Source organism: Morganella morganii H1r (assembly GCF_000633515.1).
Lineage (GTDB): Bacteria > Pseudomonadota > Gammaproteobacteria > Enterobacterales > Enterobacteriaceae > Morganella > Morganella morganii_B.
In genome coordinates this window covers 15,955-42,722 of the sequence record NZ_AYMP01000024.1, presented here as the reverse complement: position 1 = coordinate 42,722, position 26,768 = coordinate 15,955, and the positions used below count along the sequence as shown (strand labels likewise).

Here is a 26,768-nt window from a genome sequence, read left to right as displayed (position 1 = left end):
TGATTTTCTTTTTCTCAGTATAACATTAAGAAAACCGTCGTTCAGAGGCCGCCCTGACATCATGGGACGTCGGCGGCCTTTTTTTCTTTATCTCAGCGGAGATACCCATGGATATAAAAGTCAGACTGAAAGCGATGCTGTTCCTCCAGTATTTCATCTGGGGCGCGTGGTTAATCACCCTCGGCTCGTATATGATGGCAACCCTCAAATTCACCGGTGCCGATGTGGGCTGGATCTACAGCACCAAAGGGCTGGCGGCGGTGATTATGCCGGGCCTGGTCGGAATTATTGCCGATAAATTTATTCCGGCGAACCGGCTTTACGGCCTGTGTCACCTGATCTGCGCCGGAGCACTCTTTTATGCCGCAACTGTCACCGATGTGAATGTACTGTTCTGGGTGATGCTGCTGAATGCGATGGCCTTTATGCCGACCATTGCCCTGTCAAACTCCGTCAGTTACGCAAGCCTGCAAAAATATAATCTCGATCCTGTCACGCATTTCCCGTCTGTCCGGGTGTTCGGCACTGTCGGTTTTATCGCGGCGATGTGGGCGGTCAGTCTGATGAAATTCGAGCTGAGCAATATGCAGCTTTATATTGCCGCCGGCGCATCATTGCTGCTCGCACTGTATTCACTGACACTGCCGGCGATTCCGGTGGTAAAACAGACCGGCACAACCACCTGGGCACAGCGTTACGGCCTGGATGCCTTTGTGCTGTTTAAACAGCCGGTCATGGCGGTATTTTTCCTGTTTGCCATGCTGCTCGGCGCAGTGCTGCAAATCACCAATACATTCGGTAACCCGTTCCTGCATGATTTCGGCCGTATCGCGGAATATAAAGACACGCTGGTGGTGCAGTATCCGTCTGTACTGCTTTCCGTCTCACAGATGGCTGAAGTGGTGTTTATCCTCGCAATCCCGTATTTCCTCAAACGCTACGGCATCAAAACTGTCATGCTGATCAGTATGATTGCCTGGACACTGCGTTTTGGTCTGTTTGCCTTTGGTGAGCCGGTATCAATCGGTTTCTTCTTCCTCGTGCTGTCGATGATTGTTTATGGCTGTGCATTTGATTTCTTCAATGTCTCCGGCTCGATTTTCATTGAAAAAACCGTCAGTTCCAAAATCCGTGCCAGTGCACAGGGACTGTTTATGATGATGGTTAACGGTGTGGGAGCCTATGCCGGTGCGATTGTCAGCGGTAAGGTTGTGGATATGTTCACGGTGGACGGCGTAAAAGACTGGCAGTCAATCTGGCTGATATTCGCCTCTTATACTGTAGTGCTGGCGATTATTTTCCAGTTCACTTTCCGTTATGACCACCGGACTGAAAAAGCCGCAGAAAAAGCGGTGGTATAAAGAAACAGCATAAAAAAACCGGCCTTAAGGGCCGGTTTTGTCATTCTGTACTGTATGAGTTATCAGAAACTGTAACGGATACCCAGGTTGCCGCTGTAAGGGGTTTCCACATGGCTGCCTTTGGCATAGTTGAACTCTGCATAGGCGGACCACTGATTATTCATCTGCGCTGTCAGACCCACGCCGTACTTACCGACGGTTCCGGACATATCATTGCTGAATGATTCAGTGTCATTAATCACCACATCATTGTTCTTTTTGAACTCGTGGCTGACCGCCAGGCGTGCATAAGGTTTAATCAGGCCGCCGCTTTCAGTGACAAATGTCTTACCGAAGGTGGTACCGATTTCACCTTTCACAGATTCTGCAGCGTCCGCTTTCACTTTCATATCGCTGCTGAAACGGTAGGCCGTTTTTTCGCCGCGGAAGTAAGATCCCAGCACATAAGGCTCGATAAAGTAACTGCCTGCGGTGATGTGTTTACCGCCTTCCACAGAGAAACCGATGCCGTTGGTGTTATCTTTGGCGGTGGTTTTTCCGTCATTAAACTGTGCGCTGTTTTTGGTTCTGAAATGGTTGGCTTTCAGCACGCCATCCACATAGTAGCCGCTGTTGTGCATCCAGGTGGTGTAGACACCAAGACCCAGGCTGTCCACCTTACCGTCACTGGTGCGGGCATCCAGTTCTGAATGGGTATAGGAGAACATCCCCCCGACCAGCAGGCGGCCGTTTTCCAGCGCAATCGCGTGGTCGCCGCCCAGCATCAGCCCGTTCATATCCTGTGTGTAGCCGACATTACTGGTTGAGATGCGGTTACGGCTGCCGATATATTTGCCCCACACACCATCCTGTGCCGTCTGGTTATCACGCAGATCACCCAGCCGGGTTCTCAGTGTGGATAATTCGCTGTTCCAGATAGTTGGTGTCACGTTGGCCATCGCGATAGCGTTTTTACCACTTTCAGAGATTTCAGGCTTCGGATCAGGAGCAGGCCCCGGATCCGGGTTTGGTGCCGGATCGGTTGCTTTCGGCGATAAATACCAGTTATCGCTGTCCTGCTCATCACCCTGTACCAGGTAATATTTATAAGCGCCCAGATCAACACTGCCGTTCACCAGCGCAAAGCTGTTGCTGTCACTGCCGTTGGCAAAGATCAGATGATGAGGGTTCACACCGCCGCGGCTTTTCAGCTCCTGACCGGAATCCATTACTCTGACATTAAACTCACCGCTGATACTGTTGCTGATATTCAGGAAATCACCGGTACCGCCGTTAATATTGGTATTCATCACAAAGGTGCCGGAACCGGTCAGATCTGAAATCTGCAAACGGCTGTATTTACCGGCATCACTGCCGTCGCGGCTGCCGAATACCACGGTGCCGTTGTTAGCCAGTGTTTCAATGGTCGCTTCGGATTCGCTGGTGGTATCATTATGCTTCAGATACAGAACCGCATTGTCACCGGCCAGATTAAGGCGGGTAACATAAGCACCTTTGCCGTCCAGAGCTCCGGTCCAGCTGTGAAGGCTGCCGCCCTCCATGGTTACTGAACCATTATTCACATTCAGGTCACCGGTGGAATATGCACCATAGGCAATAAAGGATGAACCGCCGTTCTCAACAGTAGTATCCTGAATATGACCAAACTCGTTGACCAGCTGTATGCCGCCGTTAACCAGCGTACCAACCGCATCGGCATAGTATTCAACAATCTGCTCACCGCCCTGGTGGATCACAGAGCCGGTCGCAACCTGATCTTTGCCAATCCATCCGTCCCGTTCAACCCACTGTCCGCTGGTCCAGCCGCCTTTTTTGCCGCTGACAATCTGCTGTCCGTAAACCTGAGTATCAATGGCCTCGCCGGTCTGAATACGCTGCACACCGCCTGCATAAATGGTGGCATTTTTGGCTGTCTGATCATCAATCCGGAAAGAATCGTCGGATGTCCACCCGCCGTTTTCCCATTCCCCGTCAACACCGGTAATAATCTGGGTACCGTAAACACGGGTATCTTCTGTATTACCGTGGGTCACAAACTGTAATGCGCCGTGGTTAACAAGGGTATTGCGGTCGGTCACACCCTCTTTTCCGGCATAAATCTGCTGAACTGCACCATCATACAGCACGGTATCTATCGTGTTGCCGCTGCTCATCTGATAGCTGCCGCCGCCGATATGGCTGTTGGTTGCCGTCCCGCCATAGATAATATGCTGTCCGCCATTCACGACAATGACATCTTTGGTATTTGAGGTGCTGGTAACGGATTGCTCCAGATAACCACCGTTGATCAGAATCGCCTGCGCATAGCCCCGCGTGCCGACTACCATTTTTCCGCCGGTATTCACGGTGGTGTTATACGCTTTGGCGTCATTGTTCAGACTGAGGCTGCCGTTATCTTCAACAATGGTGTTATATGCCACGGAGTCTTCTGTCATCGACATAAACCCGCGATAGATTTTAGCAGGATCGGACGGATTACTGATTCCGCCTTTGACTATATTGCCGACAGCGGCACTGCCGCTGCGGAATGTGGCCTGGAAGGAATCAATAATGTTATTCAGGCTGTAAGAATTATTTTCGATATAAAGCATTTGTTCCGGGAACCAGGTTCTGGTTAATGTCTGGCCATTAATATATTGGTTACCGGTGATAATTGACTGGTATTTATTATCCCACTTATCTTTTGCGATCGGCCAGCCGTCCGTGGCACTGCTGAGAATGGTATTAACATCAGGGATTTCGGCCTCTGACTGATAAGGGGGTGGTGGTTCCGTGGCATAAGCGCTGAAAGAAGCGGAAAACAGTGCAATCAGCACCGAATTATTAAATGTCATATCCGAATCCTTGCTATAAAAAGCGAATTAAAATTATTTATCAGATTAAAAGTGGTGTGGTGAGTTGTAAGAAAACCGTCCGGAAATAAAGCGGAATATTATTTTTTAATGGGTAATAAAATAATGAAACAGCCGGTAAATGCTGTCTGCCGGTGATAATTTGGGTATACAACCCGCTCACAGGAAAAGTACCACTCAGACGGGTAAGTCTCTACACGCATTGGTTGTAATAAGGCGATAATATGTAACAATTTGAGAATAGCAAGGAAAGAACAGCGGCAGATAAAAAATACGGGATGGTTTTATCTGCTGTGCATAGTTTAACAACTGTGGTTTGTTATTGAACGTTCGGGATGTACCGGCAATTTACAGTACTCTATTTTTATTATTCTTATAATAAATCAATGTGTTATTTTTATTTTTTATGGCGTTGTCATTGTGACATTCGAGGCTGAATTATCCCTGCTGCCGGATTCCTGAATCTGATATCCGGAATGACAGGGGCGAGCCGGGCAAAGCGGCTGAAATTCTGTCAGGATGAGCCGTATCAGCCGCGGGATTACATTACTCAAAAACAGGAAGGCAGCAATTACCGATCATTGTGACCGTTCCCCGCAGGAATTTGCGGATTAGCTATCCGGTTTTTAGTCGGTGTTGAACAGGAAAACCGAACCCGGTAGTCTGCCGGGGCTCTGGGTGACATAAAATTTTGAGCATTTTATTTTTATACTACTTTAGTTTGAAATTTATTTTTTTTTGGTACAAAACTTCAATTGTTTTACGTTTTTTTTATCTGAAAATTTTTTTTGATTATAGAATTGTTTAAAATATTTTAACTTTTTTCACAAAAAATCTAAATTAATAACCTTTTAATTATATTTAAGTTAAAATAGTCTAATGTTTTTTCCTTGCAAATATATCCATATCTTGTGTGAGTGTATTTTTGTATTTACCCTAAATATAAGTTTATAATCGAAAAAACACACTAATTAAGATTATAATCCAATCTTTTTAAGGATCCCCTTATAGTTATTTGTGTTTGTTATGTATAGATTTAGTATCACTATAATCAAGTTGATTTCTATTAATTTTTAAATTATATATCCGTAAGTATTACGCGGATTAATATTTCTATTAAATTATGACATTAATTTTGATTGACACCATATATTAAAATAATGTGATAAAAGGAAATTAATTATGACTGCAAAATACCCTATAGCTAAAGCCATAGGGGAGAAAATAAAAAAACTAAGGAAAGAAAGGGGGTTAACAGGATCCGATTTGGCAATAATATTAAAAATCAGCCAACAACAAGGTTCTCGTTATGAGAAAGGAACAAGCAGGATTGATATTGATAAACTGATCTATATATCATCACTCTTTAAGGTCGACATAAACTATTTTTTTGATGAGTTATCAGAGGTCTGTTCGTCAGATATTTTTTTTACTGAAAATAAAAATATAATTTATGAACTTAAAGATGATTAAATACATACCAGGTTGTTCATGATGGATTGCCTCTTTTAAGGATCACCTTATAGTCGGGTTTACTTTCTTTGTATAAAATCTCATTTATACCAGCCTAAATGTATTTTTTATTCGTTGAGCTGGTATGAAATTAAAATTATGTCATCTGAAATAAAATTCAGTGACGTATCCGGGTTAATCATATTAACCAACTATTTATTAAATTTTCAAGGATTTAAAAATGAAAAAGACGCTTTTAGCATCTTCAATTATCGCATTAACACTTACAGCTGCATCAACTTCATTTGCTGCCGATGTTGGAAGCGGTACTATTGAATTTAATGGTACAGTTAACTCAGGTGCCTGCAGTATTGTGCCATCATCAATTAATAAAGAAGTTCAGTTAGGGTCCATTCCTGCTGTTTCTTTAAAAACGGCGGGAGCGCAGGGTCCTAATGTTGATTTTACCCTTGAACTCGCTGACTGTGTATTAGATCCAGCTGCAAGCGGTACAGATTACTCTAAAGTGACAGTTAAATTTACAGGCCAGATGGATGCCGCAGGTGTTTTATGGGCAAACAGTGGTACAGCACAGAATGTCGGTATTTTATTCCAGGATGGTAATGGCACTAATTTAAAAACAGGTGATGTTATTACTCAGAACTTAAATGCGGGCTCTAATACGATTAATTTATCTGCTCGTATGCAAGCATTAGGTGTGGCGACAGGAGGCTCAGTGAAGTCTACAGTAGCCTACGTCCTGGATTACCAATAAATATATACTAATCACTTTAATAAAAATAAATAAATTTTCTATCTGATTGTTAACATGCCGATAATGCTATGCAAAATTAATATTTTGCAGCATTTTCGGCTGTTTATAAATGGTAGTGTAATAAATGTATCAATTGCAGAATATTCCAGCTAATGAAAATGAACAATTTTAAAAAAACATAGTAGCTAGTTTTATAGCTGGATTATTTCTTTATTCAAACTATGTTAATGCAGACTCAATTCAATTTAATCAGGATGCTTTGTCTATTTCTGGTGATTCAGATATTGACTTAAGTGCTTTTGAAAACAACACAGTTGCAGAGGGTTCTTATTTTTCAAATGTTTCTGTAAATGGTAAAGGAGTTAATTTTCTTGATAAAATTGATTTTCTGAATTACAACGGAAAAGTTCAGCCTTGCATTCCACAAAAATTAGTGGAAGTCATTGGCTTGAAAGAAGAATTTATAAATGAAATTCCTACGTGGGAGAATGGCCGGTGTTATGATTTATCATCACAGGATAAAAACATCACATCAGGATTCGATGATGAAAAACAAGAACTGGTATTATCAATACCACAAGCTTATTTTTTATATTCTGATGATAATTGGGTTCCTCCTATGCAGCGTGAGATCGGTATTAATGCATTAGTTTTTGATTATAATATTATCGAAAATTACTTTAAATATAAAAATACTGAAAATACAAATAATCTGAGTTCATTCGGCGATTTAGGTGCTAATATTGGGCGATGGAGGTTGCGTAGTAATTATCAGTTCCTGAAAGATTTTAACAACACAAGGAATGATAATTTCAAGTGGGTACAAACGTATATCTTTACTGATTTACCAGGTTTATCAGCTAAACTTTTTGCGGGAAAATATTATACAGCTAACCAGTTATTTGACTCTGTCCGCTTTAACGGGATTAGTATTTTTACAGATGAAAAAATGTTACCTGCATCTTTAAGAGGGTATGCTCCGAATGTTTCAGGAATAGCAACAAGTAATGCAACGGTCACCGTATCTCAAAATGGACGGATATTAAATCAGGTTAAAGTCGCACCGGGACCATTTTTGATTGATAATTTAAGTTCCTCTTTATCGGGGACATTAGATGTTAAAATAACAGAAGAAGATGGCTCTGTCAGGGAGTACCAGGTATCTTCAACAAGTATTCCATTCTTAACGCGGCCGGGTATGGTGCAATATAAATTTAATGCGGGCCAGTTGGATCCGATGGGATATAAGAATGTTAAAAATGATTTCATTTCAACTGAATTTTCGTGGGGAGTTTTAAATAACTTATCTGCATTTGGCGGGGTATTTTCAACATCGGATAATGAATACCATGCTTATAACGTAGGTATCGGGTTAAATATGGACCGTTTTGGTGCGATGTCATTTGATATTACTCAATCAAGAAACAAATTGAAAGATATTTCCTCGCATACAGGAGAAAGCTATCGTATTAATTATGCTAAGCGTTTTTCAAATTCAAGTCGTCTTGATTTAACAGGGTATCAATTTTCTAATGAAGGGTTTATGTCAGTTAATAATTTCATTGATACTAAAGAAAACCCATCAGGAAACCATTATCGCCAAAAGAATGTATTTACAACATCTTTTACCCAGCAAATTCCTGACTGGAATGCTGATATAAGCTTAAGCTATTCAAGAGAAAATTACTGGAATGAATCTAAAAGCAATGACACCTTGAATTTATCATTTAACAAAACAATCAGAAATGATTATCTTGATAATGCGGTTCTATCTTTTTCAATTGGTGAAAGTAGTTATGCAAAAGGAAAGCAATCTAAACAGGCTTATCTTTCTTTAAGTCTTCCTTTAGGTAAAGAACGAGACTCCAGATTACAATATTTTTCTTCTTATAATGATCGGGATAAAAAATATAGTAATAATATAAATTACTATACTAAAATTAATGAAAACAACGTCAATATTGGGTTGTCGAGTAAAGATTTTTTTGAGAATGCGACGATTAATACATCTTTATATCGTGACACTCAATATGGTACGGCTCAGTTCACTGGTGCTTATAGTAATGATTATCATACAGCGAGCGGGTCACTGGATGGGTCTTTAACATTAACAAGCCATGGTCCTGTATTACATCGCAGAGTTTACGAAAACCAGGCAAGAATGGTTATTGATACAGATAAAGCAAAAGATGTGTCCATCAATAAAAATGAGTCAATAACCAACAGGTTTGGTTTAGCTGCAATCAGTAATGTACCAACCTATTATAAATCAACTCAGTATGTGGATCTGAATAATATACCGGAAAATGTCAGTATTGATGACAGCGTTGTGGAATCAACACTAACAGACGGTGCGGTTGGATATTCTAAACTAAATACTATTATGGGTAAAAAAGCATTATTAACAATCAGTTTTCCTGATGGAAAAAAACCACCATTTGGTGCACTGGTATACGATTCTGATGATGAAAAAGTATTGGGTATGATTGCCGAACAAGGTGAAGTTTATTTGGCAGGTATTCAACCAAATCAGAAATTAATTGTTAAATGGACAGGAAATCAATCCTGCCGGATTGCGTTAGATAATACTAACGTTCAGAAAATAATTTGTTATAAATAGCAGAAGATTATGAAAAATTTAAAATTAGTAATGAGTGCATTACTTTTGGTAAGCACTTACACATATGCATCAATTTCTGTCGACCGTACGCGCGTTATTTATGACGAAGGTAGCAAGGGTGTTAGTGTGGTTGTTGAAAATACGGATAATAAGGACCCATTTCTGGTTCAGTCCTGGGTGGAAGACGAAAAAGGTAAGAAAATTACCGATCCGTTAGTTGCATTACCTTTATTGCAACGTATTGAGCCTAACCAAAAGAAACAAATCAGGATTAGCACATCAAAAATTAACCAGGTTATTGCCGGTAATGAAGAGTCATTGTTTTATTTTAATGTGCTTGGCATTCCACCTAAAAGTCAATCGGAAAATGCAGTTGAAATTGTGATTCAGTCTCGTTTTAAGTTGTTTTATCGTCCAAAAGGAATTGTTAAATATGCAGGCAATAACTGGCAAAAAGAACTAAAGGTTGAAAAGATGGGTAGTACATTAAAACTGGTAAATCCTACTGATTATCATATTGTCGTAATAAATATAAATGATAGTAAAAGTAAGGTTGCTAATTTTGAAGAAATGATCATTAAACCTAATGGTAACATGAATTATGTATTATCAGATAAACAAAAAAATTCATCTAAAATTGTTATAACATATGTTGATGATTATGGTTCGCCAAAGCTATTAGATTACACTTGCCAAGATACAACTTGTACATTAGTTAATGATAAATAGGAAGAAATGATGATCACCTATTTTAAGAAAGTCGTACCTGTTATTTTATGTTACTTTTCATTTTTGAGCTTTAATGCCTTTGGTTCAGTAACGAATTGTCAACCTGTTTCCGGTGCAGCATACATACAGCAGGATATTACCTTTAATATTACAAGTAGCAGTACCTCTATTACATCCGGAACTACATTAGCGTCGGCATTATCTTCATATGTAAGCTTAAAATGTGATTTTACAGGCAGTGTGCAGACGCCCAATCATGTTTATTTTAAAAATGTTGTCTCTGCGCAAACTAAATCACTCTTAATTAATAGTGGGGTTACGGTTACTCAACAAAATGCAATTAGTGGTGGTACAATTGCCACCATTACAAACTCAAGTGTTCCTAATCTGGATTTAGGTGCCTGGCTGCAGCCCTCATCAGGAACTTCGGTATCTATTGTTACCATGTATAGATTTGCCGTCCTAAAAGGGAGTAATACCTTGAAACCCTTTGATACAGGCGTTTTTCTATTGGGATATCATGAAGATTATCAAGCTAAATATCTTGGTGCTCCTGTTTATATACGTATCGTGGGTAATTTAACGTTGCTTTGCCCTGCGCCGGCAGTCAGTGTGACTGCATCAAATGGCGGAAGTGTTAACTTTGGAACGATTTCACCGAAACAAATGAACGGAGGGGAAGTCGTGAGTCGCACATTTAATCTTGGTATGGCTGTTCCTCAGGATTGCGAAACAGGATTAAATGTATCTGTCCGTTTTGAACCAAATAATAATACTATTTTGGGTGGTAAATACCTTGATATGGGAAATGGATTACAAACAATGTTACAAAGTGGATCAACAGAAATAAATTACAGCCAGAACTATGCGATTGGCGAAATTTTACCTCAATCGCCGGTAAGTGTCCCTTATACTGCGATCTTAAATAAAGTGCCGGGCAGCACTATAAGCTCCGGACCATTTTCAAAAACGATCCGGGTTGTAGTCTCTTATTGAATGTGTCCTCCCGGTCGTCACGACTTCTGTGGTAGTGATAAACGCTGCTTTATTCCGGTGCTGTTTCCGGGAGCACTCATCGGTTATCACTCTTTTGCGACATCTTAAAAAGAGTTATTGTTTAATTTATTTTTTATATTATGATGGAGAACATAGGGTCTGAATGTAATCGATGAGAATAGCGTCATGGCCAATTCCTCCCCAACTGCATTTTCACGGATAACACGTAATTCAGGGCGTACGAATAGCATATTAACTGTTGCGCTTCCTCTCCTGTTTATTCTGATTGCAACTCTGGTTTGGAGTGCTGAACGAATTATTCAACAAGAAACGAAGCGATTAGAGGTAGATTTCAGAACACTTACCGGCTATATCTTTGAACAAGAAAAGTTTTTAATTGCATTAAATCAGCAAAACCAAGACTTATCAGAGTTAGTGGAAAGCCGGACATACTCAATAAATTACCAATCTTTTCCCCAAAAGTGGCCGCTCCAATTACTGGAGGGTAAAGAATCGCTTGTTGCTATGCCATTCACATTAGGTTGCAATGAGAGTCTGGAGTGCACCAGGGTGCCAAGTATCTTATTTTCACTTGGTGCATATTTAGCTGATTTTTACTCTACCTTTTGGGGAGGATCATATTATCCTGCAGCAGCAGTATTCTTTATTAATGAGCATGACCATATCAGCATCGGCGTTCCCTCTGTTGGTTCAGTCATGGGCAATGAATCGATATCACCTGAGTTATTCCATGCGGTGACAGACAGTATTCGCATCAACCTCCCTTCAGTAAAAAAACAGCTTGATGAAGCACAAAAAAAGCATGAGAAAAATACCGTTATTTGGATAAGACAATCCAACTCAACGAATAATCTTATCGGTGTTATTCCTGCGGGTTTTGACGTACATTTGTGGGAAAATGCACAATTATCGCCACAAAATATTTATGCTGCTTCATTACTGAGCCAAGTAAGAATGCGTGTTTTTGAAAGAATGCTAAACCCGGCATTAACGCATCAGTTTTGGTTAACTCATAATGAATTTGGTCAGTTGTCAGGTGACACAGATATACCATTTGAAGTCAGTGAAGGACTTTTTTATACCAAAGACGGGCTTGTTCTGAAACTGGATTCTCAAAATAAAAAATGGAGCGGATATTACAGAATCAGTTACGCTGCTTTTTTTGAAGATAATCTTTGGTTACCCATTAGTTTAATCACAGCCCTGTTCTTCAGCTTTTTTTGTGGCTGGGGTTACCACCGTTGGTACCAAAGAAAAATTCTTCAGCCAGCTATTCAGTCCCAGCAAATTATCTTAGATAATGAATCTTTTAACCGGACACTTATTGCTATAACGCCGATTGGCCTGTGTGTTATTGACAGAGAAACCCGGCAGTTGCGTTTCGCGAATGAACTTGCACAACACTGGCTTAACATCACAGAGCCTTCCCGGCCTCAGGACTCCGGTGAATACCGGGAACTTCTTAGCCATGTTATTACCCGGGAAAAACACGTCAAAACAATACAAAAATCAGGAGATAATGTTCTGTATATCACGAGTACAGAGACGAATTACCAGCAACGTTCTGTAATTTTGTGTGCATTTACCGATATAACGATGCAGGCAGAAACTGAGAAACAGTTAGCTAATGCCAAACGGCTAGCTGAAGAAGCAAACCGGGCTAAATCTTCATTTTTAGCAACCATGAGTCATGAAATAAGAACACCGCTTTATGGGCTTATTGGTACATTAGAATTACTATCTAATACATTGTTATCTCCTCAGCAAGTTAATTTAATTAACCGTATGTCGACAACATCTCAATTATTAATGCTACTGATTGGAGATATTCTCGATATCAGTAAAATTGAAGCTAATCAGGTTAAAATTCAGGATCAACCACTTTCTCTTTTAGAATTAATACAACAAACTGTTCAACTATATCAAGGCTTGGCACAACAAAAGAATTTAGTGCTTTTCCCGGTTATAGATCCGGATATCCACTCAAACAGAGTCGGAGATGAGGCAAGATTACAGCAGATTATTGGAAACCTGCTGAGTAATGCCATTAAATTTACACAAAAAGGTACTATTATTGTCGAACTGAAAACAGGCACCAATGACAATATATTGTTACGGGTTATTGACTCCGGGGTCGGCATTGATGCAGAGCAACAGAAAAAATTGTTTGAGCCTTTTTACCAGGCACATCCGGAATCTCTCACATATGGCGGCACTGGTTTAGGATTATTTATTTGCTCAAATCTGGTTAAGCTAATGGGTGGGCAGATAAGCTTGCAAAGCCAGCCCGGCAAGGGGAGCTCTTTTCTTATCACACTACCTCTTAAGTCCGGACAACAAGATGATATATGGGAAGATCTGACAGGTACCCACATTTGGCTCCAAACCATCAATCCGTTACTCACCAAAAATATTACACAATGGTTGAAAAAATGGGGAGCTTCTGTTTATTTAACACAAGATAGCTTACCAGAGGATACATCATCAGTTATCGCAGTTGGTATATTAATAGAACATATTTCACTGCCTGAATACTGGAAGGGGAAAACATGGTTAGCCTCTGAAAGCTATTGTAAACTATCAGAACTAAACCAACAGCTGTTTTTATTAAAAAATAACGGGAATCTGGCAACCTCATTAATCACCCCAATTTCCGGGATTCAAACACATACTGATCTGTTTTCATTAAAAGTATTAATAGCTGAGGATAATCTGATTAACCAGGTTGTTCTTCAGGAACAGCTTGAACTGCTTGGTTGTCAGGTTTTTACAGCCAGTGATGGTGAGGAGGCTTTAGTTATTTGGGATAATGAAATTGTTGATATTATTCTTACTGATGTCAACATGCCATATCGCAATGGTTATGAACTTACAAAACAACTTCGCCTTGAAGGGGAAACCTGCCCAATCATCGGCATAACTGCAAATGGCCTGAAAGAAGAAGAAGAGCGCTGTTTACAGGCAGGAATGAACGCCTGGCTTGTCAAGCCAATAGAATTAGAAACTTTAGTACATGTTTTAAGTCGCTTTTTCCCCGTCGGCCAGCCCTCTTTTTCTGAAGATGAATTAATCACCCGCGTTAATCCACTCAGTAGTAAAGATCGGGAAAAAATTATTTCGCAATTTGGTATTGATATACAAGAGCTTAACCAGGCTATAAACAACCGGGATATCGAAATAGTAAAACAACTTTCGCATCGGCTGCGCGGAGCATTAGTCAGCACAGAACAACAAGACCTTGCCGATAAGCTTCTGCAATTTGAAAAATCATTAAATCCGAAAACTGCAAATTCAGACTTAATCAAATTTGGTCAGAGTATTTGCAATGACCTGATAACCTGGATCAATAAGCTTAATCAAACAGATGGTGAGTAACGCAATAACTGATTAAAGCCTGATTATTATCAACCCCCAATTTACGCATTGCTGCATTTTTTTGTAAACTAATCGTTTTGTCGCTTCGGTTTAACAGCTTCGCAATTTCAACAATAGGCTTCCCCTGTACAAATAGTCGCAGCACCTCTGATTCACGGGGTGATAGTGTTTTTACCCGTTCATCAAGGGTTGTGGCATTGCGGCTTTTTAATGTTGTAGTTAAATCAGCAGCAGGTTGGTGATATTCCCGGCCTTGCCCTGCCAGCTTTATTGCTTTCATCAAATCCTGCAAAGGCGCTTCTTTTGAAACAACAGCGCTTACACCGTTGTCATACAACTTCTGTATAATCATGGAATTAGAAATCATCGTTAATACAACTAAAGCAGTACCGGGATACTTGCGACGTAAAAACTGAATATAATTTTGGCCGTCACTTAATAGTGTATTATTTGGCATCATATAGTCAGTCACAATAACATCAACATTATTATTTTTTAAAAATGTAAATAGCTCAGCGTCTTGGGTAAAAGCGCCCATAACAGATAAATTTGATGATTGCGATAATGTCTCCTTTAATCCGGAGAGAACAATCGGATGGTCATCAACTAAAACTAATGATAGTTTTTTCATCTGCGTTACTCATTATCATGGGGTGATTGTAATTGAATATAACACCGTTTATAGAAAGTCAAATCGGGAATATCATTTCAGATAAATATTTTAAAATTGAGAGCTATCTGTTTAACTTTTATAAATAAAAACAGATAATTATAAACTTTTGTGCAAATTGCTGTGAGTGGAGGTCTGTTGTGCCGCTTTACATAATCATTTTTGAGTCGTGGCGTGAGTGTAAACTCCCTCTGAATGCAGAGAATAACATCGCACTGACCTCTGCGCAGAACACACAGACGGTGGACGGTAAAAACAGCAGCAAAGGTAATTTGGTGGGGGAGGTATCACCTTTCCGATTCGTTTGGTGGTAATCCGCCGTTATATTCGTGCGGTCTGAGTTCGCTGTAATACCCGACGATATAATCACGTTGCGTGCGTTTGAATTCAGTCATCATCACGTTCTCCGTATTTAAGTCAGGAACGTGTCAACGCTATTCAGGACGGGGCAGATTTAAAAAAAAGCCCATGAAGCATGGGCAAAAGAGGTAAACCTAATTCAACGGCGCCGGGTGTAATGAAGCAAGAATTCCGTTTTTTTATTTTAGTTTGCAGACATTAAAAGGTTTCCCAGTCATCATCGGAATTATTTGTTGGTTTTTTAAGGGCAGGGGATTGCAGCGGCACGATAGTGCTGGTTTTCGTGCCTGCCGTCACTTTTCCGGCCTGTATATGAAATACAGACACTGCCTGAGTCAGTTTACCCGCCTGATCTTCAAGTGATGCGGCAGCGGCTGCCGATTGCTCGACTAACGCCGCATTCTGCTGGGTGACTTTGTCCATTTCTGTCACTGCCACACCAATCTGGTCTATTCCGCGGCTTTGCTCATCCGAAGCAGAAGCAATCTCACTCATAATATCGGTAACGCGGGTGACAGCGCTGACAATTTCATTCATCGTCTCACCGGCACGCTCAACCAGTACCGCACCGGTATCGACTCTGCCGACCGAATCCTCGATCAGGGTTTTGATTTCCCGGGCGGCCTGCGCACTGCGCTGGGCCAGATTACGCACCTCGCCGGCGACGACGGCAAATCCGCGCCCCTGCTCACCGGCACGGGCGGCTTCCACGGCCGCATTCAGTGCCAGAATATTGGTCTGGAACGCGATACCGTCGATCACACTGATGATATCGGCAATTTTCTTCGAGCTGTCGCCGATACCGCGCATGGTATCCACGACATCATCCACCACTTTCCCGCCGCGCTCTGCGGTTTCAGAAGCGGTTAATGCCAGGTGGCTTGCCTGACGGGCGTTATCGGCATTCTGGCGCACGGTCGCTGTCAGTTCTTCCATGCTGGCAGCCGTTTCTTCGAGAGAGGCAGCCTGTTGTTCCGTCCGCGAAGACAGATCGTTATTCCCGGCTGCAATTTCACTGGCGCCGTTGTAAATTGCATTGACCCCGTCACGGACATTACTGACTGTCCCGGCGAGTTCACCCTGCATATAGCGCAGAGTATCCGCCAGTTTATTGACTTCATCACAACCGGTCATATCAATGGTTCTGGTCAGGTCTCCCCCGGCAATATGCCGGATGTTGTCAAGCACGTTATTCAGCGGTGTAATCAGTATGCGCTTAAGGCCTGACCATATACCAATCACAATAAGCAGGGTTATACAGAGTACGGTAATCAGTATCCATATTGACTGACGGTCGGCTTTATCATCTTCTTTGATTGTTTGTGCAATAATATCGTTATTTTTATGGCTGTATGTATCGTAATGCTTCAGATAAGCATCCTGACTGGTTTGAGTGTCCTGTAATATTGCCGTATTTAAATCACGATTTCGTATTAACTGTATAAGTTCGATAATGGTTGTATAGTAGGTGTTATAGCTGTCTTCCAGATTTGTTCTTATCTGACCATGTAAATTGGGTGTGGAATTAAATTTTTCCCAGTCACCTTCAACGTCTTTCAGGTTTTTAATGGCGCTGTTTAAGAGTGAATCTATTTCATTTTCGCTCCGACCGGAAATAAGTGCCCGGCTGAGGTTTAACCTGGCTTGTGAAAAATTCGACCAGACATTGGATAGCAGAACATTGCGTTCATTCAGACTGAGCACCTGATGGAAAGAAGTTGCTCCTCTTTCTACAGTATTAAAATACAAACCACTTGTTAATAGTTGCAATACACAGAATATAAGCAGGGTTGCAGTCAGCATAGTTGTTATTTTTAAACGGCTAAGCATTTATTTCTCTCTTTATTGAGTGTATTTTTTATGAAATCCAATACCAGCCACAAAGGGAGGCTTTAACTCTTTTATGCCGGAAAAAGAATAGACGTATTCTGCCGGGGCGGCATAGTGATACCGTCCTTTTTTACGGTTCCTCTTTTTATTACATAAATAAGAAAAATACACATATCAGGTTGATTATATTAATCAATTAAAAATGTTTTTCGCTACTCAATCCAATCGTTTAAAACGATCGAAATCAGGATTTGCGATAGGTTTTGACTATTAATATGTATATATTTGATCGTTATTATTGATGTGATAAAGCGAGTTGGACTTTAAATTCAAATAGTTATTTTTGTTATCCGGATAAATCAGCTTGTACTCTTAATTTGGGTAAGAATATAACGTTACAATATAAAAGGCCCGAGTGTCATCAGGGAAGGATTGTATTCCGGATATGACACTGTATGCAAAATGTAACCAAGGGATCCCTGAAAGTGAATGAGAATTTTTATCAAAATACGCATAATAAGAATAAATGCATGTTGATGTAAATCTGAAACAGAAACAGATAAAGCAATATGGTGTAAAAAATAACGCCGTGGCAGCAATAAAATCTGCGTACCATCATAATTAACACTGGATTCATATACATCATTACTCACGTCAGATGATATGATAATGTTCAGGCTGGCTGGCAGCATTAATGATGAACAACAGAGAAAAGGACTTATATAATGCGTAAAAAACTAAAGCAGTGGTTTAAAAATAAGCGCAAACAACCGTCTCAGCAAGAAATAACAGACGTAGTATCAAATACTATCAGCACGGAAATATCAGCCACTGATATAGCTGAGAAATCCAATGATAAGCTGTTGTGTCAGCATTTAATTTCCGGTATCAGTGCGGTAGAAATTATTCGTGATTCATTACTTAATTCCAGCCAGCGCTTGATGAAGGAATTGGTTACTGTTGATGAACTTAATCAGAAGAATGAAAGTGTCAGACAGGAGATGAATCAGCTCTCTGAATTAGTGCATCGTATTGAGCAACACACCAGTGAAAATATTATCTATGTTGATGAGCTTATTTCTGTACTTGGTGGCATAAATAGCAATATTGATGAAATAAATAGCCTTTCAAGACAAACAAATTTGCTGGCAATAAATTCAGCTATTGAATCTGCTCATGTCGGCGGAAGAGGTGCCGGATTTTCGGTGATTGCAAAAGAAATTAAACAATTGTCGTCAGGCATTCAATTTCAGGCAAAGAATATTACGGCATTAACACTGGATATTAATCAGCATGCAAAAAGCATCAGTACCAGTGCGGAGAAAAATTATCAGTCTATTAATGATATTCGCTATGCGACAGAACAGGCCTGTATAATGTTACAGCAGACCATTGAACTTTCTGCTCATATGCAGGAAATTATTCGTTTCATTGCTACCCAGCAATTTCTTAATACAGTCAAATTAGATCATGTGATCTGGAAGATTAAAGTGTATGAATTAATTTTTAACCGCGATGAAACCTCTGAAGTTAACAGTCATACCGATTGTCGTTTAGGGAAATGGTTTTATGGTGAGGAAGGGCATAAATTCTCACACCTCAGTTGTTTTTCTGAGCTTGAGGTACCTCATGAAAAAGTACACCGTTCCGGCCGGGAGGCGTTACTGGCATTCAGATCAGGCGATGACGAACGGATGAATATCAGTTTAAACAATATGGAACAAGCCAGTACATTAGTGATTAAACGGCTTGATGAGTTATTATTACAGATGCAGCCACATTAATCCCTTATAATGTTTGTCGTTATTTTATTTGGATTTTATTATTTTGATTTAATCAGTAAGATAATGTTATAGCTTTGTTTAATTTAAGCTAAATGTGTTAGGTTATCGTATCAACATGATTTAAGAGAACAAATTTAATGCTGATGAAACCCGAAAGAATAAGTGCTTATTTTATTCGTTATGATCTGCAGCCTGTTTACAAAGATATGATTGTCCGTATTATCACATCAGAAAAAATTTTCTTTTTTTGTTATTCACAATTTGATAATACCGATGATTTTCTTAATCAGTTAGTGCCCGGAGATGACATTATCGCAGCCGGACACCTGTTAAATAATGGCGGCTATTGGCTGCATTGGGCTATAAAAGACGAAAATAATGAGTTAGTGCCCGAAAAAAAATATGATGAAAGTCAGAATTTACTTAAATACCTGGCTTACGGTTCATTATCTATGGCTGTGAGCCTTTTGATGGTTATTTGTGGTGCGGATTCAATCTTTATCGGGCTGTTGTTTCTGTTTTCACTTTGGATTAATATCTTTTTTGCAAAAGAATTAGTTATGCTTGCAATATCTCCTTTAAATGAATCAGTTGAGATTTATCAGAGGGAGAGAAATATTATGGGTAAACCTTTTTCTGATAAAAAAATATGAGGAAAAAATATTTTTATTTATCAGTCTGTTTTCATTCGAAAGACCAAAAAAACTGTTTTCAGTCGATAACTATGAACTTATTAATAAGAGAGCTGAAAGCATCGGGCTTAGCGTCAGGTGGTTAGATGTTGATGAAATACAAATACAGAGTAATATGAATGTTACCAGTTTGAGGGTTAATAACGTCAGAAGAACAGTTAAGATACCAAACAATTATTTTTTGATTAGTGATGGTTACAGTGACTTTTATTGTAAAACTCATCATAGTTATCGGTTCGGAGAAGTATTAACGAAAATAGAGCATCCTTTTTTTGTTGCGGTGAATGATAAAGTTGAAGTGATCAGTAATGTTGACAATAATCAGATAATAGGTCTTTATAATCATACTGATAAATCTGCCTATCTGTTCAGGTCGAACAGACATATTGATTACAGTGAAATAGCGACGAAATCGATATTAGCATCAGTAATACTTATGTTTTTTATTATATTTATGCCTTGCCTGATAATTTTATTATATTTGGAAACGGGTTTTACCGGGGTTATCCTTTCATTTTTTATGAGTATTTCTCTTCCTGCCATTATTTGTTTTTTATTATTTTTAAAAAGAAAACGATACGCTAAGCGAAAAAATCCGGACAAGTTGGCACTGGTGGAAAACTATATACAATATCGTTTAGACCTGAATAATAATAAAAGCAGTATCAATATTGTATATAATACCGGAGGTCTCAGCAGATTTAATACGACTGCATCAGATAATAAAAAGATGAGAAGGAAATTAACGTAATAGCAGATGGCCGTCATCAATTATGGCGGTTGTGGTCGCTGAACTGGCCAGGCACGCTGCCGGAATGGAATTTTCACTTTACGGACGATGATTTTATCTATTTATAGTCTGAGTTTCAGCATGGAAAATACAGGGTTCTTTTACATGACCTGAAAAAATGACAATTTTCTTATTATTTACAGCATATTATGTGATTTTTTTAATAAATATGGGTATTTGTTTGTTTTTTATCCGGTTTATTACGCTGAGTAAATCTTAATTTATCATTTATAAAAGTTAAATATCCTGTTTTTGCAACGATTTTAATTTAAGTAACTGCTCCTGAGAGATGCAGACCTTTCTCCGGTCTTTACAGAGTGGTAAGTAAAATTTATGATTCAGCATTATCACCATGCGCACTGGCTGAGGACGAAGTTACTCGTCAGGTAATCACCTGTTACCCGTTAATAAATAAGGAATTTGATCATGCCAACTCCATGTTATATCTCCATCGAAGGTAAAAGCCAGGGCAACATCACTGCCGGTGCCTTTACCGCTGAATCTGTCGGCAATATCTACGTGCAGGGCCATGAAGATGAAATGCTGGTGCAGCAGTTTGACCATGTTGTGACGGTTCCGACTGATCCGCAGTCCGGTCAGCCATCCGGTCAGCGTGCACACTGTCCGTTTAAATTCACGGTCGCGCTGAACAAAGCGGTTCCGCTGCTGTACAACGCCCTGGCAGCCGGTGAGATGCTGCCTAAGGTACAACTGAAATGGTACCGCACGTCTGTTGAGGGTAAGCAGGAGCACTTCTTCACCACCGCACTGGAAGATGCCACTATCGTCAACATCGACTGCAAAATGCCGCACTGTCAGGATCCGCAAAAAACGGATTACACGCAGCTGATTGAAGTCTCGCTGTCCTGCCGCAAAATCAGCTGGGAACACACCGTCGCAGGCACCTCCGGTGCTGATGACTGGCGCGCACCAATCGAAGCGTAATGTGCTCACTGACACCGCATATTTCTCCGGGGATGTGTGGTGTTCCTGCCTGAGCAGTTCCGGAGCCGGTATGTTTGCTGAAGATCCCCAAAAAAGGTCATTGACCCGTGAAGGCGTCAACGTCCGCACTGTGCAGCGGGGGCTGGCCTCCGCTGCACAGTGCAATACCGATGGCAACAAAACCTGGTATCACTTTCTGATCCGCCGGAAATGTGCATCATGACGCTCAATCAGGACAGCCGTATCTTCCGGAAACAATCGGTACTGAAGAAAGGGATGAGATCAAAAATAACGAAATCTCAAAAAGTGTGTGGAACTGAAGCGGGTGTGCTTACATACAAAGTAAATAAGAGACAGGCTTATGAGAGGGTACAGATGCCTTTAACAGCAACGACCAGAAATCTACCGTAACCAGAAAAGGAAAAAGCCCCGCTTTTCAGCGAGGCCTTATGAATAGTGGTGCCGGACTCGAAATCGATTTCATTGCATATCTTTTTGGTTTTTAAATTTAATTTTTGATGTGATTATATTTATACCCTCATTTGTACCCTCGGTCCGGGATCATACAGTGATGAAGGACCAAAAACAGCATAACAGCAGGGTTAATAGTATAAATCCTATCAGTCAGCCTGAGGTATTAAAAGGGTATCACAGGGTGATTTTACCTCCTTTAAATGATTATGTATTGTTGCTTATTTTTTCATATCTGAGCATTTACTCAGATTTGCCGACGATCAATGAAGTGTTCATACATTTTCTCTGTCATCACCCACAACGCTTTGTTCAGACGGATATCACCATCGATACCGGTCACTGCCCGGGTGTGTGATCGTTTCCCTTTGGCTGTACGTCCGGACAGTCCGCCTTTAATCAGGTTTTCCTGCAAACGCTGGTACACTGTCCACAGGTCATCCTTCTTATCTTCCCACCGGCGGGGTTGCAGCACCTGTTCTTCTGTGACCGGCTGGTGGTCATCCCCGAACCGGTACGTGATAGCGGCATGCGCCAGCGCCTGCTGTGCCGGTGGTGGTAACAACAGAGACTGCATCTGTTCGCGTTTTTCAGCCATCGCATCAAACGTTTCCAGTACTTCATACGCGCCTTCAATCACTTTATCGACGACATTACCTTTATGGGGCACTCTGACCTCACCAAAGGTATCACCGCAGACCAGCCCGTTCTCACAAACCGCACGAAATAATCCCGGCAGCATCTGATAACTGCTGGTGCCGTCGTGGCTGTTTAACAGAATAATTTCCGGTACCTGGACGCCGGTGATCTGGTTATGACGGCGAAGGCGCAGCATATGTTTGGTGTGCTCCCGGCGGCTGTCATCACGGACTCGGGTCTGACAGGCAAAGAACGGGTAAAAGCCTTCTTGTTGCAGGCTCTCAAGCAGGGTAATGGTGGGAATATAGGTGTAACGGTCACTGCGGGATTTATGTTTTTCCGCTGAAAAGACACTGGGTACAGTGCAGTATAATTCTTCGGTGGTTAACGGGCGGTCACGACGAATAATATTCGCCCTGCCGAAGCGCGAGGCTAAACGGGTCATAGTCATTCTCCGGTAAAATTAAACGGGTAAAAGGGGCGTCAGATAAAAGCCGGGACTGAACGGGATAAAAAAAGAGCTAAGATGGGGTACGGGAACGGGCTTTTTATACGGTGCAGTGTCTGCGGAGTGTTATCAGACCGGTTGCTTTCCGTGCCCGCAGAATATCGGTCGCAGTGATACTGTGTGACAACTCAGTGATACCGTTGTTGCGCCGGTCAGTGCGGACCAGGGCGTATTTCTCCGCAAAGGCATTCAGTGCCTCACACAACGACATCCCCCGGCTGAGGCAGGCCTCAATCACGCGCTCATCACTGAATTCCGTGTCGTTCAGAGTGAGGCCGTAGTGCTGTTGCAGCAGGTAAGTCAACAGTGTCTGCCAGACTGCCGCCGGTGACGCGGGTACTGCTGTATTGTTCATGGCGTAGCTCCCGGTTAATCGATAAGACGGAAAATAGCGGCACACTCCTCATGCTGCAGGGCGTAGTCCCGCAACTGATAAAAATACTCCACCATCTCCGGACTTTCAGTTTTAAATGACCAGAGACTGTAAGTGATGAGGCATACCGCGATACCGGCCGCTTCGGGGCTCAGTTCCGCGTCATTGCCGTTATGCGGGTTAACCATCGGGAGTGACATTTCAATCATGTCAGGCCAGATAAATGCGCCGCCGTTGGTGAGCATGCTGAATTCCCAGAAGGCACCGTGATAAATGTCACACAGATTATCCATCATCTTAAAAATATCGCCTTCCAGGTGCTGCCAGCCCGGTACGCTGCTGAAATAAAACCGCCAGAATGTGTCTCTGCCCCGGTGATGAACCAGATTGCTTTTGATGGTTGCGGGCTCCTGCGGCAGAAGTGCTGATAACGTCATCGTGAAACTCCTTTGTATTTAGGGGTAAAAATAGTGGGTTACTGATTTGTGAATGGCGCATAAAAAAACGGCAGACTGTGAACGTCTGCCGTCAGGGGTGATGTGATAAACCAGTATGCCGTACAGGTCAGCGGGGAAAGAGCCGACCCAGCAGACGGTCAAGGGTACCGCCCGGCACGGCTGAGCAGGCCAGCGCCGCACTGAGCCCGGCCGCCAGTTTTTCCGCTGCGGTGGCATCCTCTTTGTCTGCCGCCTCAGCAGCAGCCTGCCAGGCACAGTACGTGGCTAACGCCACCGTTGCCACACCGAGTATGGTAGCCATTAATTTAAAAACAGACATCTGTGTTTCCTTTTTTTACAGGGATTCAGCAGTACAGCGGATGCAACAGCATGACCGGCAGTATTATTTCGGCAGCGAAATGTGGCTGGTCTGATGACGGAAAAGACCGTCAGCCACAGTACTTATGTAAGGCGCTGAACCGGTTATATCCCGGTAGATATGAGTAAGGATATCGTTGTCATTACTGATGGTGCCGAGTCCGGATAAATAGCGTTTCAGCTCGTACTGCCCGTTACGGTCATCCACCAGAAACATACCCCCCATAAAGACAGGGTCCGGACCGGTCACACTCCAGTACAGTTCCTGGGTAATCTGCCAGTCTTTTGATTCCTGTTGTGCGTCTTTCAGTGCTGACAGTACCTGTGACAAAACGGCTTTATTCTTATTACTTTCGTCCTGAAGTTTCTGACGTTTTTGGTTCAGCTCTGCTTTTCGCGATGCCAGTTCCTGACTGAATTCTTTTGTGATTCCGGATGGGTCCCTGAACCAGTAATCAGGAAGACTGCCCATATTGTTGCTCTCAGTAATCCTGTTCCACTGAGTTATCAGATTGCGTTGCTCTTCTGATAAACTTTCCGTAATACGGCCGGACATGACCCCGTTACTGAGTGTGATTTTACGCCCGGCGTCCTTCAGATTACCGGTTGTGTTGTCATATTCAGCGGCGGGACCGGTAATACTGACATCATCGCGCAGTGCCGACCAGTCATGCTGCGAGAGCGCTTCAATTTTTGCCAGCGATTCTTCTGCAGTGGCAACATCCCTCTCCTCATAATCAGTCAGTGATTTGATATATTCCGGTGAATCCAGTGTATTAAAACGCTGAGTGTACTCATTTATCCGCGTGTTATAACGCTTTTCCAACCAGGTATTAATGTGGTTTCTGACAGCGGATGTGTTGTAGTGACAGCGGTACCTGACCAGTTCCCGCCCTTTATCGTCAGTCAGGGTATCCCACTCTGTTTCGGTACATTCAGAGCGGTTATCGAGAATACCGCTGAGCGTGACGGTACGGTCATACGTATAAATCAGCTGCTTTACTGACAGAATCTCCTGCTGCTGACGCGGGTCAGGGGCGGGCGTGCTGTCACTGTTGTCACAGGCTGTCAGCAACAGGGCAGACAGCAGGACGGCGGTAAACCGGGGTTTCATCATATGATGTTCCTTTTATGTGATTAATGAACGGATAAACTGATAATGGGGTAATGCGGTGATGAATTCGGGCCGGGTGACTGTCCGTGCGATAACCGCATCCTGACGGAAACGGCGTCCGGACACGGCAATGTTCTGCAGCTGACTGAACCGGAACACCCGCAGGGCAGACTGCCATTCCCCGCACAGATACCAGTCCCGCTGAAAGTAAATCAGCTTGTAGGGGGCCATCCCCTCATAGTCCTGACCGTCACAGCGGAAGCTGAGCAGCCGCCTGCGGACAATCGCCTGCGTCACGACATAAAAGCCGCCGAACAGCGTCGGGGCGGATTGCGGTGGTTCATGGTAGACCAGGCAGGGGGCACCGTTTTCCGGACTGAGCAGCACGGACAGCAGCCTGCGGTCAAGCGAGGGGAACAGCGGGGTGATATGGGTGATATCGGCAAAGTACAGGATATCGCTGTCTGTCCGGTAAGGGCGCTGACCGGCAGCCAGCCGGTATCCGCCCTGATACGGCTCCGTGTCCAGAAAGACCAGGCGCTCACTGAAATCCCGCTGCAGTGTGCGGGCCGAGACATTAAACTCACGGGCGAGCTGTGCCGGATACAGCGTTTCACCGCTGAACAGGCGGCTGATAATCATGGCCAGCCGGAATGCAAGCCGGTCATGGCGTGAATCTGACGTATGCATGAGCGCAGCCTCCGTGAGTCAGTCAGAGAAAACAGGAATAACGGAATACGGAAATCAGGCCGCCAGGGCCTTCTGGCGCAGGTACGCCACAATGATGCAGGCCGGAATGGTGACCCGGTAAGCGGGACCGGCGATATCGGCTATCAGCCATGCGGAGCTCAGCGCAATTCCTATCGGACCGGCCAGTACCCCCAGTGCCCGGTTGGCGGCAAAGAGTGTACCCCAGGTGGCAATACCGCCCATTGCCTCAATCACCCCGACAGCAGCAACAGTGGCAAACTGCAGGGCTGCAACTCCGGAGCTGGCGACGGCCGCCTGCACCGCGAGCAGAATAAGCTGCGGGGTCGGTGCGGACAGATTCAGTTTCAGCCCGGCCGCAAAACGGATCAGTTCGTCCTGTGACATCTCCTGCAGGCTTTTCTCCAGTACTTTCATCAGCAGGTTAAGCTCGGTGGTTTCCACCGGACTTTCTTTGTTGTGGTTCACTTTCAGCTTGTCGCAGACATCGTGCAGGATTTCACGGTAAAGCACGCCTTTGTTACCGCGCAGCAGTGTGACCAGGCTGTTGGCCCCGAAGGCCTGCAGTTCGGCACAGATGGCGGGCCAGTACTTCTGATGGTCAGGGTAAAAGAGCTGATATTCCGGTGAGGCGGTAAGAGACTCCGCCAGCCGTTTTTTGCAGTCTTTACTGTCGTGAGTCAACACAGAGACCAGCAGATCGAGGTCCTCATTGCTGCACTGACCGATAAATGCGAGGTCGGGGTCGATACGGTAAATTGCCATAACAGAAATTCCTTACAGGTGATTTAAGACAGCAACAGCATAACAAAGGGGTCTGACAGGATATGGCGCGGAAAATCGCTGTTTTCGGGGGGTAAAAAACGGGGAAACGACAGGGTGTGTCGC

22 protein-coding genes are annotated in these 26,768 nt (G+C 42.6%); 12 read left to right on the top strand and 10 right to left on the bottom strand.

Annotation, left to right across the window (positions count from 1 at the left end; all coding sequences use genetic code 11):
- The first annotated feature begins 107 nt into the window (after positions 1–107).
- On the top strand, positions 108–1,361 hold the full coding sequence (locus U868_RS0114550; protein WP_004235905.1) for a nucleoside permease: 1,254 nt from the start codon (positions 108–110) through the stop codon (positions 1,359–1,361).
- 62 nt (positions 1,362–1,423) lie between these two features.
- Here the strand turns inward: U868_RS0114550 and U868_RS0114545 are convergent, their stop codons facing one another.
- Complete coding sequence (locus U868_RS0114545) at positions 1,424–4,195, bottom strand: autotransporter outer membrane beta-barrel domain-containing protein (RefSeq protein WP_025153927.1); 2,772 nt, start codon at positions 4,193–4,195, stop codon at positions 1,424–1,426.
- A 1,200-nt stretch (positions 4,196–5,395) separates the two neighbouring features.
- Between U868_RS0114545 and U868_RS0114535 the strand changes: the two genes are divergently transcribed.
- The 6 genes from U868_RS0114535 (at position 5,396) to U868_RS0114510 (ending at position 14,181) form a co-directional block, all read left to right on the top strand.
- The gene (locus tag U868_RS0114535; RefSeq protein ID WP_025153926.1) at positions 5,396–5,686 is read left to right on the top strand and encodes a helix-turn-helix domain-containing protein; all 291 of its coding nucleotides are present in this window, start codon (positions 5,396–5,398) and stop codon (positions 5,684–5,686) included.
- A 220-nt stretch (positions 5,687–5,906) separates the two neighbouring features.
- The gene (locus U868_RS0114530; protein ID WP_025153925.1) at positions 5,907–6,440 is read left to right on the top strand and encodes a fimbrial protein; all 534 of its coding nucleotides are present in this window, start codon (positions 5,907–5,909) and stop codon (positions 6,438–6,440) included.
- A 259-nt stretch (positions 6,441–6,699) separates the two neighbouring features.
- Complete coding sequence (locus tag U868_RS23680) at positions 6,700–9,060, top strand: fimbria/pilus outer membrane usher protein (RefSeq protein WP_240182725.1); 2,361 nt, start codon at positions 6,700–6,702, stop codon at positions 9,058–9,060.
- Between the two features lie 9 nt (positions 9,061–9,069).
- Positions 9,070–9,789 (top strand): fimbrial biogenesis chaperone, encoded by a 720-nt coding sequence (locus U868_RS0114520; protein ID WP_025153924.1) that lies wholly within the window; start codon positions 9,070–9,072, stop codon positions 9,787–9,789.
- A gap of 6 nt (positions 9,790–9,795) precedes the next feature.
- Positions 9,796–10,785, top strand: a complete 990-nt coding sequence (locus U868_RS0114515) for a fimbrial protein (RefSeq protein ID WP_025153923.1) — start codon at positions 9,796–9,798, stop codon at positions 10,783–10,785.
- A 186-nt stretch (positions 10,786–10,971) separates the two neighbouring features.
- On the top strand, positions 10,972–14,181 hold the full coding sequence (locus tag U868_RS0114510; protein WP_025153922.1) for an ATP-binding protein: 3,210 nt from the start codon (positions 10,972–10,974) through the stop codon (positions 14,179–14,181).
- On the opposite strand, the gene U868_RS0114505 is transcribed toward U868_RS0114510, so the two are convergent.
- Together U868_RS0114505 and U868_RS0114500 are read right to left on the bottom strand one after the other, a co-directional pair.
- Positions 14,159–14,812: a response regulator transcription factor gene (locus tag U868_RS0114505; protein ID WP_025153921.1), complete on the bottom strand. Its 654-nt coding sequence runs from the start codon at positions 14,810–14,812 to the stop codon at positions 14,159–14,161. The genes U868_RS0114510 and U868_RS0114505 overlap by 23 nt on opposite strands.
- Positions 14,813–15,409: 597 nt before the next feature.
- Positions 15,410–17,041 (bottom strand): methyl-accepting chemotaxis protein, encoded by a 1,632-nt coding sequence (locus U868_RS0114500; protein WP_025153920.1) that lies wholly within the window; start codon positions 17,039–17,041, stop codon positions 15,410–15,412.
- Positions 17,042–17,766: 725 nt separating this feature from the next.
- On the opposite strand from U868_RS0114500, the gene U868_RS0114490 reads away from it, so the two are divergent.
- The 5 genes from U868_RS0114490 to U868_RS25530 all read left to right on the top strand — a co-directional run bounded on the left by U868_RS0114490 (position 17,767) and on the right by U868_RS25530 (position 21,475).
- Entirely contained in the window at positions 17,767–18,825 is a 1,059-nt protein-coding gene (locus tag U868_RS0114490) for a methyl-accepting chemotaxis protein (protein ID WP_025153918.1), read from the top strand.
- Between the two features lie 137 nt (positions 18,826–18,962).
- The gene (locus U868_RS0114485) at positions 18,963–19,478 is read left to right on the top strand and encodes a hypothetical protein (RefSeq protein WP_025153917.1); all 516 of its coding nucleotides are present in this window, start codon (positions 18,963–18,965) and stop codon (positions 19,476–19,478) included.
- Positions 19,479–19,632: 154 nt separating this feature from the next.
- Positions 19,633–20,268: a hypothetical protein gene (locus U868_RS0114480; protein WP_025153916.1), complete on the top strand. Its 636-nt coding sequence runs from the start codon at positions 19,633–19,635 to the stop codon at positions 20,266–20,268.
- A 465-nt stretch (positions 20,269–20,733) separates the two neighbouring features.
- Positions 20,734–21,252: an Hcp family type VI secretion system effector gene (locus U868_RS0114475; protein WP_025153915.1), complete on the top strand. Its 519-nt coding sequence runs from the start codon at positions 20,734–20,736 to the stop codon at positions 21,250–21,252.
- Positions 21,253–21,322: 70 nt separating this feature from the next.
- A complete protein-coding gene (locus tag U868_RS25530) occupies positions 21,323–21,475 on the top strand; it encodes a hypothetical protein (RefSeq protein ID WP_162817239.1) in 153 nt (50 codons plus the stop codon).
- 495 nt (positions 21,476–21,970) lie between these two features.
- Here U868_RS25530 and U868_RS0114460 read toward each other — a convergent pair whose 3' ends face one another.
- The 7 genes from U868_RS0114460 to U868_RS0114430 form a co-directional block, all read right to left on the bottom strand.
- Positions 21,971–22,807: a DUF932 domain-containing protein gene (locus tag U868_RS0114460; protein WP_025153912.1), complete on the bottom strand. Its 837-nt coding sequence runs from the start codon at positions 22,805–22,807 to the stop codon at positions 21,971–21,973.
- 103 nt (positions 22,808–22,910) lie between these two features.
- Positions 22,911–23,225, bottom strand: coding sequence for a TA system toxin CbtA family protein (locus U868_RS0114455; protein ID WP_025153911.1), 315 nt, complete (start codon positions 23,223–23,225; stop codon positions 22,911–22,913).
- Positions 23,226–23,239: 14 nt separating this feature from the next.
- Complete coding sequence (locus U868_RS0114450; RefSeq protein WP_025153910.1) at positions 23,240–23,680, bottom strand: antirestriction protein; 441 nt, start codon at positions 23,678–23,680, stop codon at positions 23,240–23,242.
- A gap of 127 nt (positions 23,681–23,807) precedes the next feature.
- Complete coding sequence (locus tag U868_RS0114445) at positions 23,808–24,020, bottom strand: hypothetical protein (RefSeq protein WP_025153909.1); 213 nt, start codon at positions 24,018–24,020, stop codon at positions 23,808–23,810.
- Positions 24,021–24,083: 63 nt separating this feature from the next.
- Positions 24,084–25,175, bottom strand: coding sequence for a hypothetical protein (locus U868_RS0114440; protein ID WP_025153908.1), 1,092 nt, complete (start codon positions 25,173–25,175; stop codon positions 24,084–24,086).
- Between the two features lie 12 nt (positions 25,176–25,187).
- Positions 25,188–25,862: a helix-turn-helix transcriptional regulator gene (locus tag U868_RS0114435; RefSeq protein WP_025153907.1), complete on the bottom strand. Its 675-nt coding sequence runs from the start codon at positions 25,860–25,862 to the stop codon at positions 25,188–25,190.
- A 54-nt stretch (positions 25,863–25,916) separates the two neighbouring features.
- Positions 25,917–26,645, bottom strand: coding sequence for a DUF3944 domain-containing protein (locus U868_RS0114430; protein WP_025153906.1), 729 nt, complete (start codon positions 26,643–26,645; stop codon positions 25,917–25,919).
- Positions 26,646–26,768 lie beyond the last annotated feature (123 nt).

Excerpts from the sequence above, each read along its gene's own strand:
- U868_RS0114530 (WP_025153925.1), top strand. The coding sequence starts at position 5,907 with ATGAAAAAGACGCTTTTAGCATCTTCAATTATCGCATTAACACTTACA.
- U868_RS0114430 (WP_025153906.1), bottom strand. The coding sequence starts at position 26,645 with ATGGCAATTTACCGTATCGACCCCGACCTCGCATTTATCGGTCAGTGC.
- U868_RS0114440 (WP_025153908.1), bottom strand. The coding sequence starts at position 25,175 with ATGATGAAACCCCGGTTTACCGCCGTCCTGCTGTCTGCCCTGTTGCTG.
- U868_RS0114490 (WP_025153918.1), top strand. The coding sequence starts at position 17,767 with ATGCGTAAAAAACTAAAGCAGTGGTTTAAAAATAAGCGCAAACAACCG.
- U868_RS0114455 (WP_025153911.1), bottom strand. The coding sequence starts at position 23,225 with ATGAACAATACAGCAGTACCCGCGTCACCGGCGGCAGTCTGGCAGACA.
- U868_RS0114535 (WP_025153926.1), top strand. The coding sequence starts at position 5,396 with ATGACTGCAAAATACCCTATAGCTAAAGCCATAGGGGAGAAAATAAAA.
- U868_RS0114435 (WP_025153907.1), bottom strand. The coding sequence starts at position 25,862 with ATGCATACGTCAGATTCACGCCATGACCGGCTTGCATTCCGGCTGGCC.
- U868_RS0114450 (WP_025153910.1), bottom strand. The coding sequence starts at position 23,680 with ATGACGTTATCAGCACTTCTGCCGCAGGAGCCCGCAACCATCAAAAGC.
- U868_RS0114480 (WP_025153916.1), top strand. The coding sequence starts at position 19,633 with ATGAATGTTACCAGTTTGAGGGTTAATAACGTCAGAAGAACAGTTAAG.
- U868_RS0114475 (WP_025153915.1), top strand. The coding sequence starts at position 20,734 with ATGCCAACTCCATGTTATATCTCCATCGAAGGTAAAAGCCAGGGCAAC.
- U868_RS0114545 (WP_025153927.1), bottom strand. The coding sequence starts at position 4,195 with ATGACATTTAATAATTCGGTGCTGATTGCACTGTTTTCCGCTTCTTTC.
- U868_RS0114445 (WP_025153909.1), bottom strand. The coding sequence starts at position 24,020 with ATGTCTGTTTTTAAATTAATGGCTACCATACTCGGTGTGGCAACGGTG.
- U868_RS0114515 (WP_025153923.1), top strand. The coding sequence starts at position 9,796 with ATGATGATCACCTATTTTAAGAAAGTCGTACCTGTTATTTTATGTTAC.
- U868_RS0114510 (WP_025153922.1), top strand. The coding sequence starts at position 10,972 with ATGGCCAATTCCTCCCCAACTGCATTTTCACGGATAACACGTAATTCA.
- U868_RS0114500 (WP_025153920.1), bottom strand. The coding sequence starts at position 17,041 with ATGCTTAGCCGTTTAAAAATAACAACTATGCTGACTGCAACCCTGCTT.
- U868_RS0114485 (WP_025153917.1), top strand. The coding sequence starts at position 18,963 with ATGCTGATGAAACCCGAAAGAATAAGTGCTTATTTTATTCGTTATGAT.
- U868_RS0114505 (WP_025153921.1), bottom strand. The coding sequence starts at position 14,812 with ATGAAAAAACTATCATTAGTTTTAGTTGATGACCATCCGATTGTTCTC.
- U868_RS0114520 (WP_025153924.1), top strand. The coding sequence starts at position 9,070 with ATGAAAAATTTAAAATTAGTAATGAGTGCATTACTTTTGGTAAGCACT.
- U868_RS0114460 (WP_025153912.1), bottom strand. The coding sequence starts at position 22,807 with ATGACCCGTTTAGCCTCGCGCTTCGGCAGGGCGAATATTATTCGTCGT.
- U868_RS0114550 (WP_004235905.1), top strand. The coding sequence starts at position 108 with ATGGATATAAAAGTCAGACTGAAAGCGATGCTGTTCCTCCAGTATTTC.
- U868_RS25530 (WP_162817239.1), top strand. The coding sequence starts at position 21,323 with ATGTTTGCTGAAGATCCCCAAAAAAGGTCATTGACCCGTGAAGGCGTC.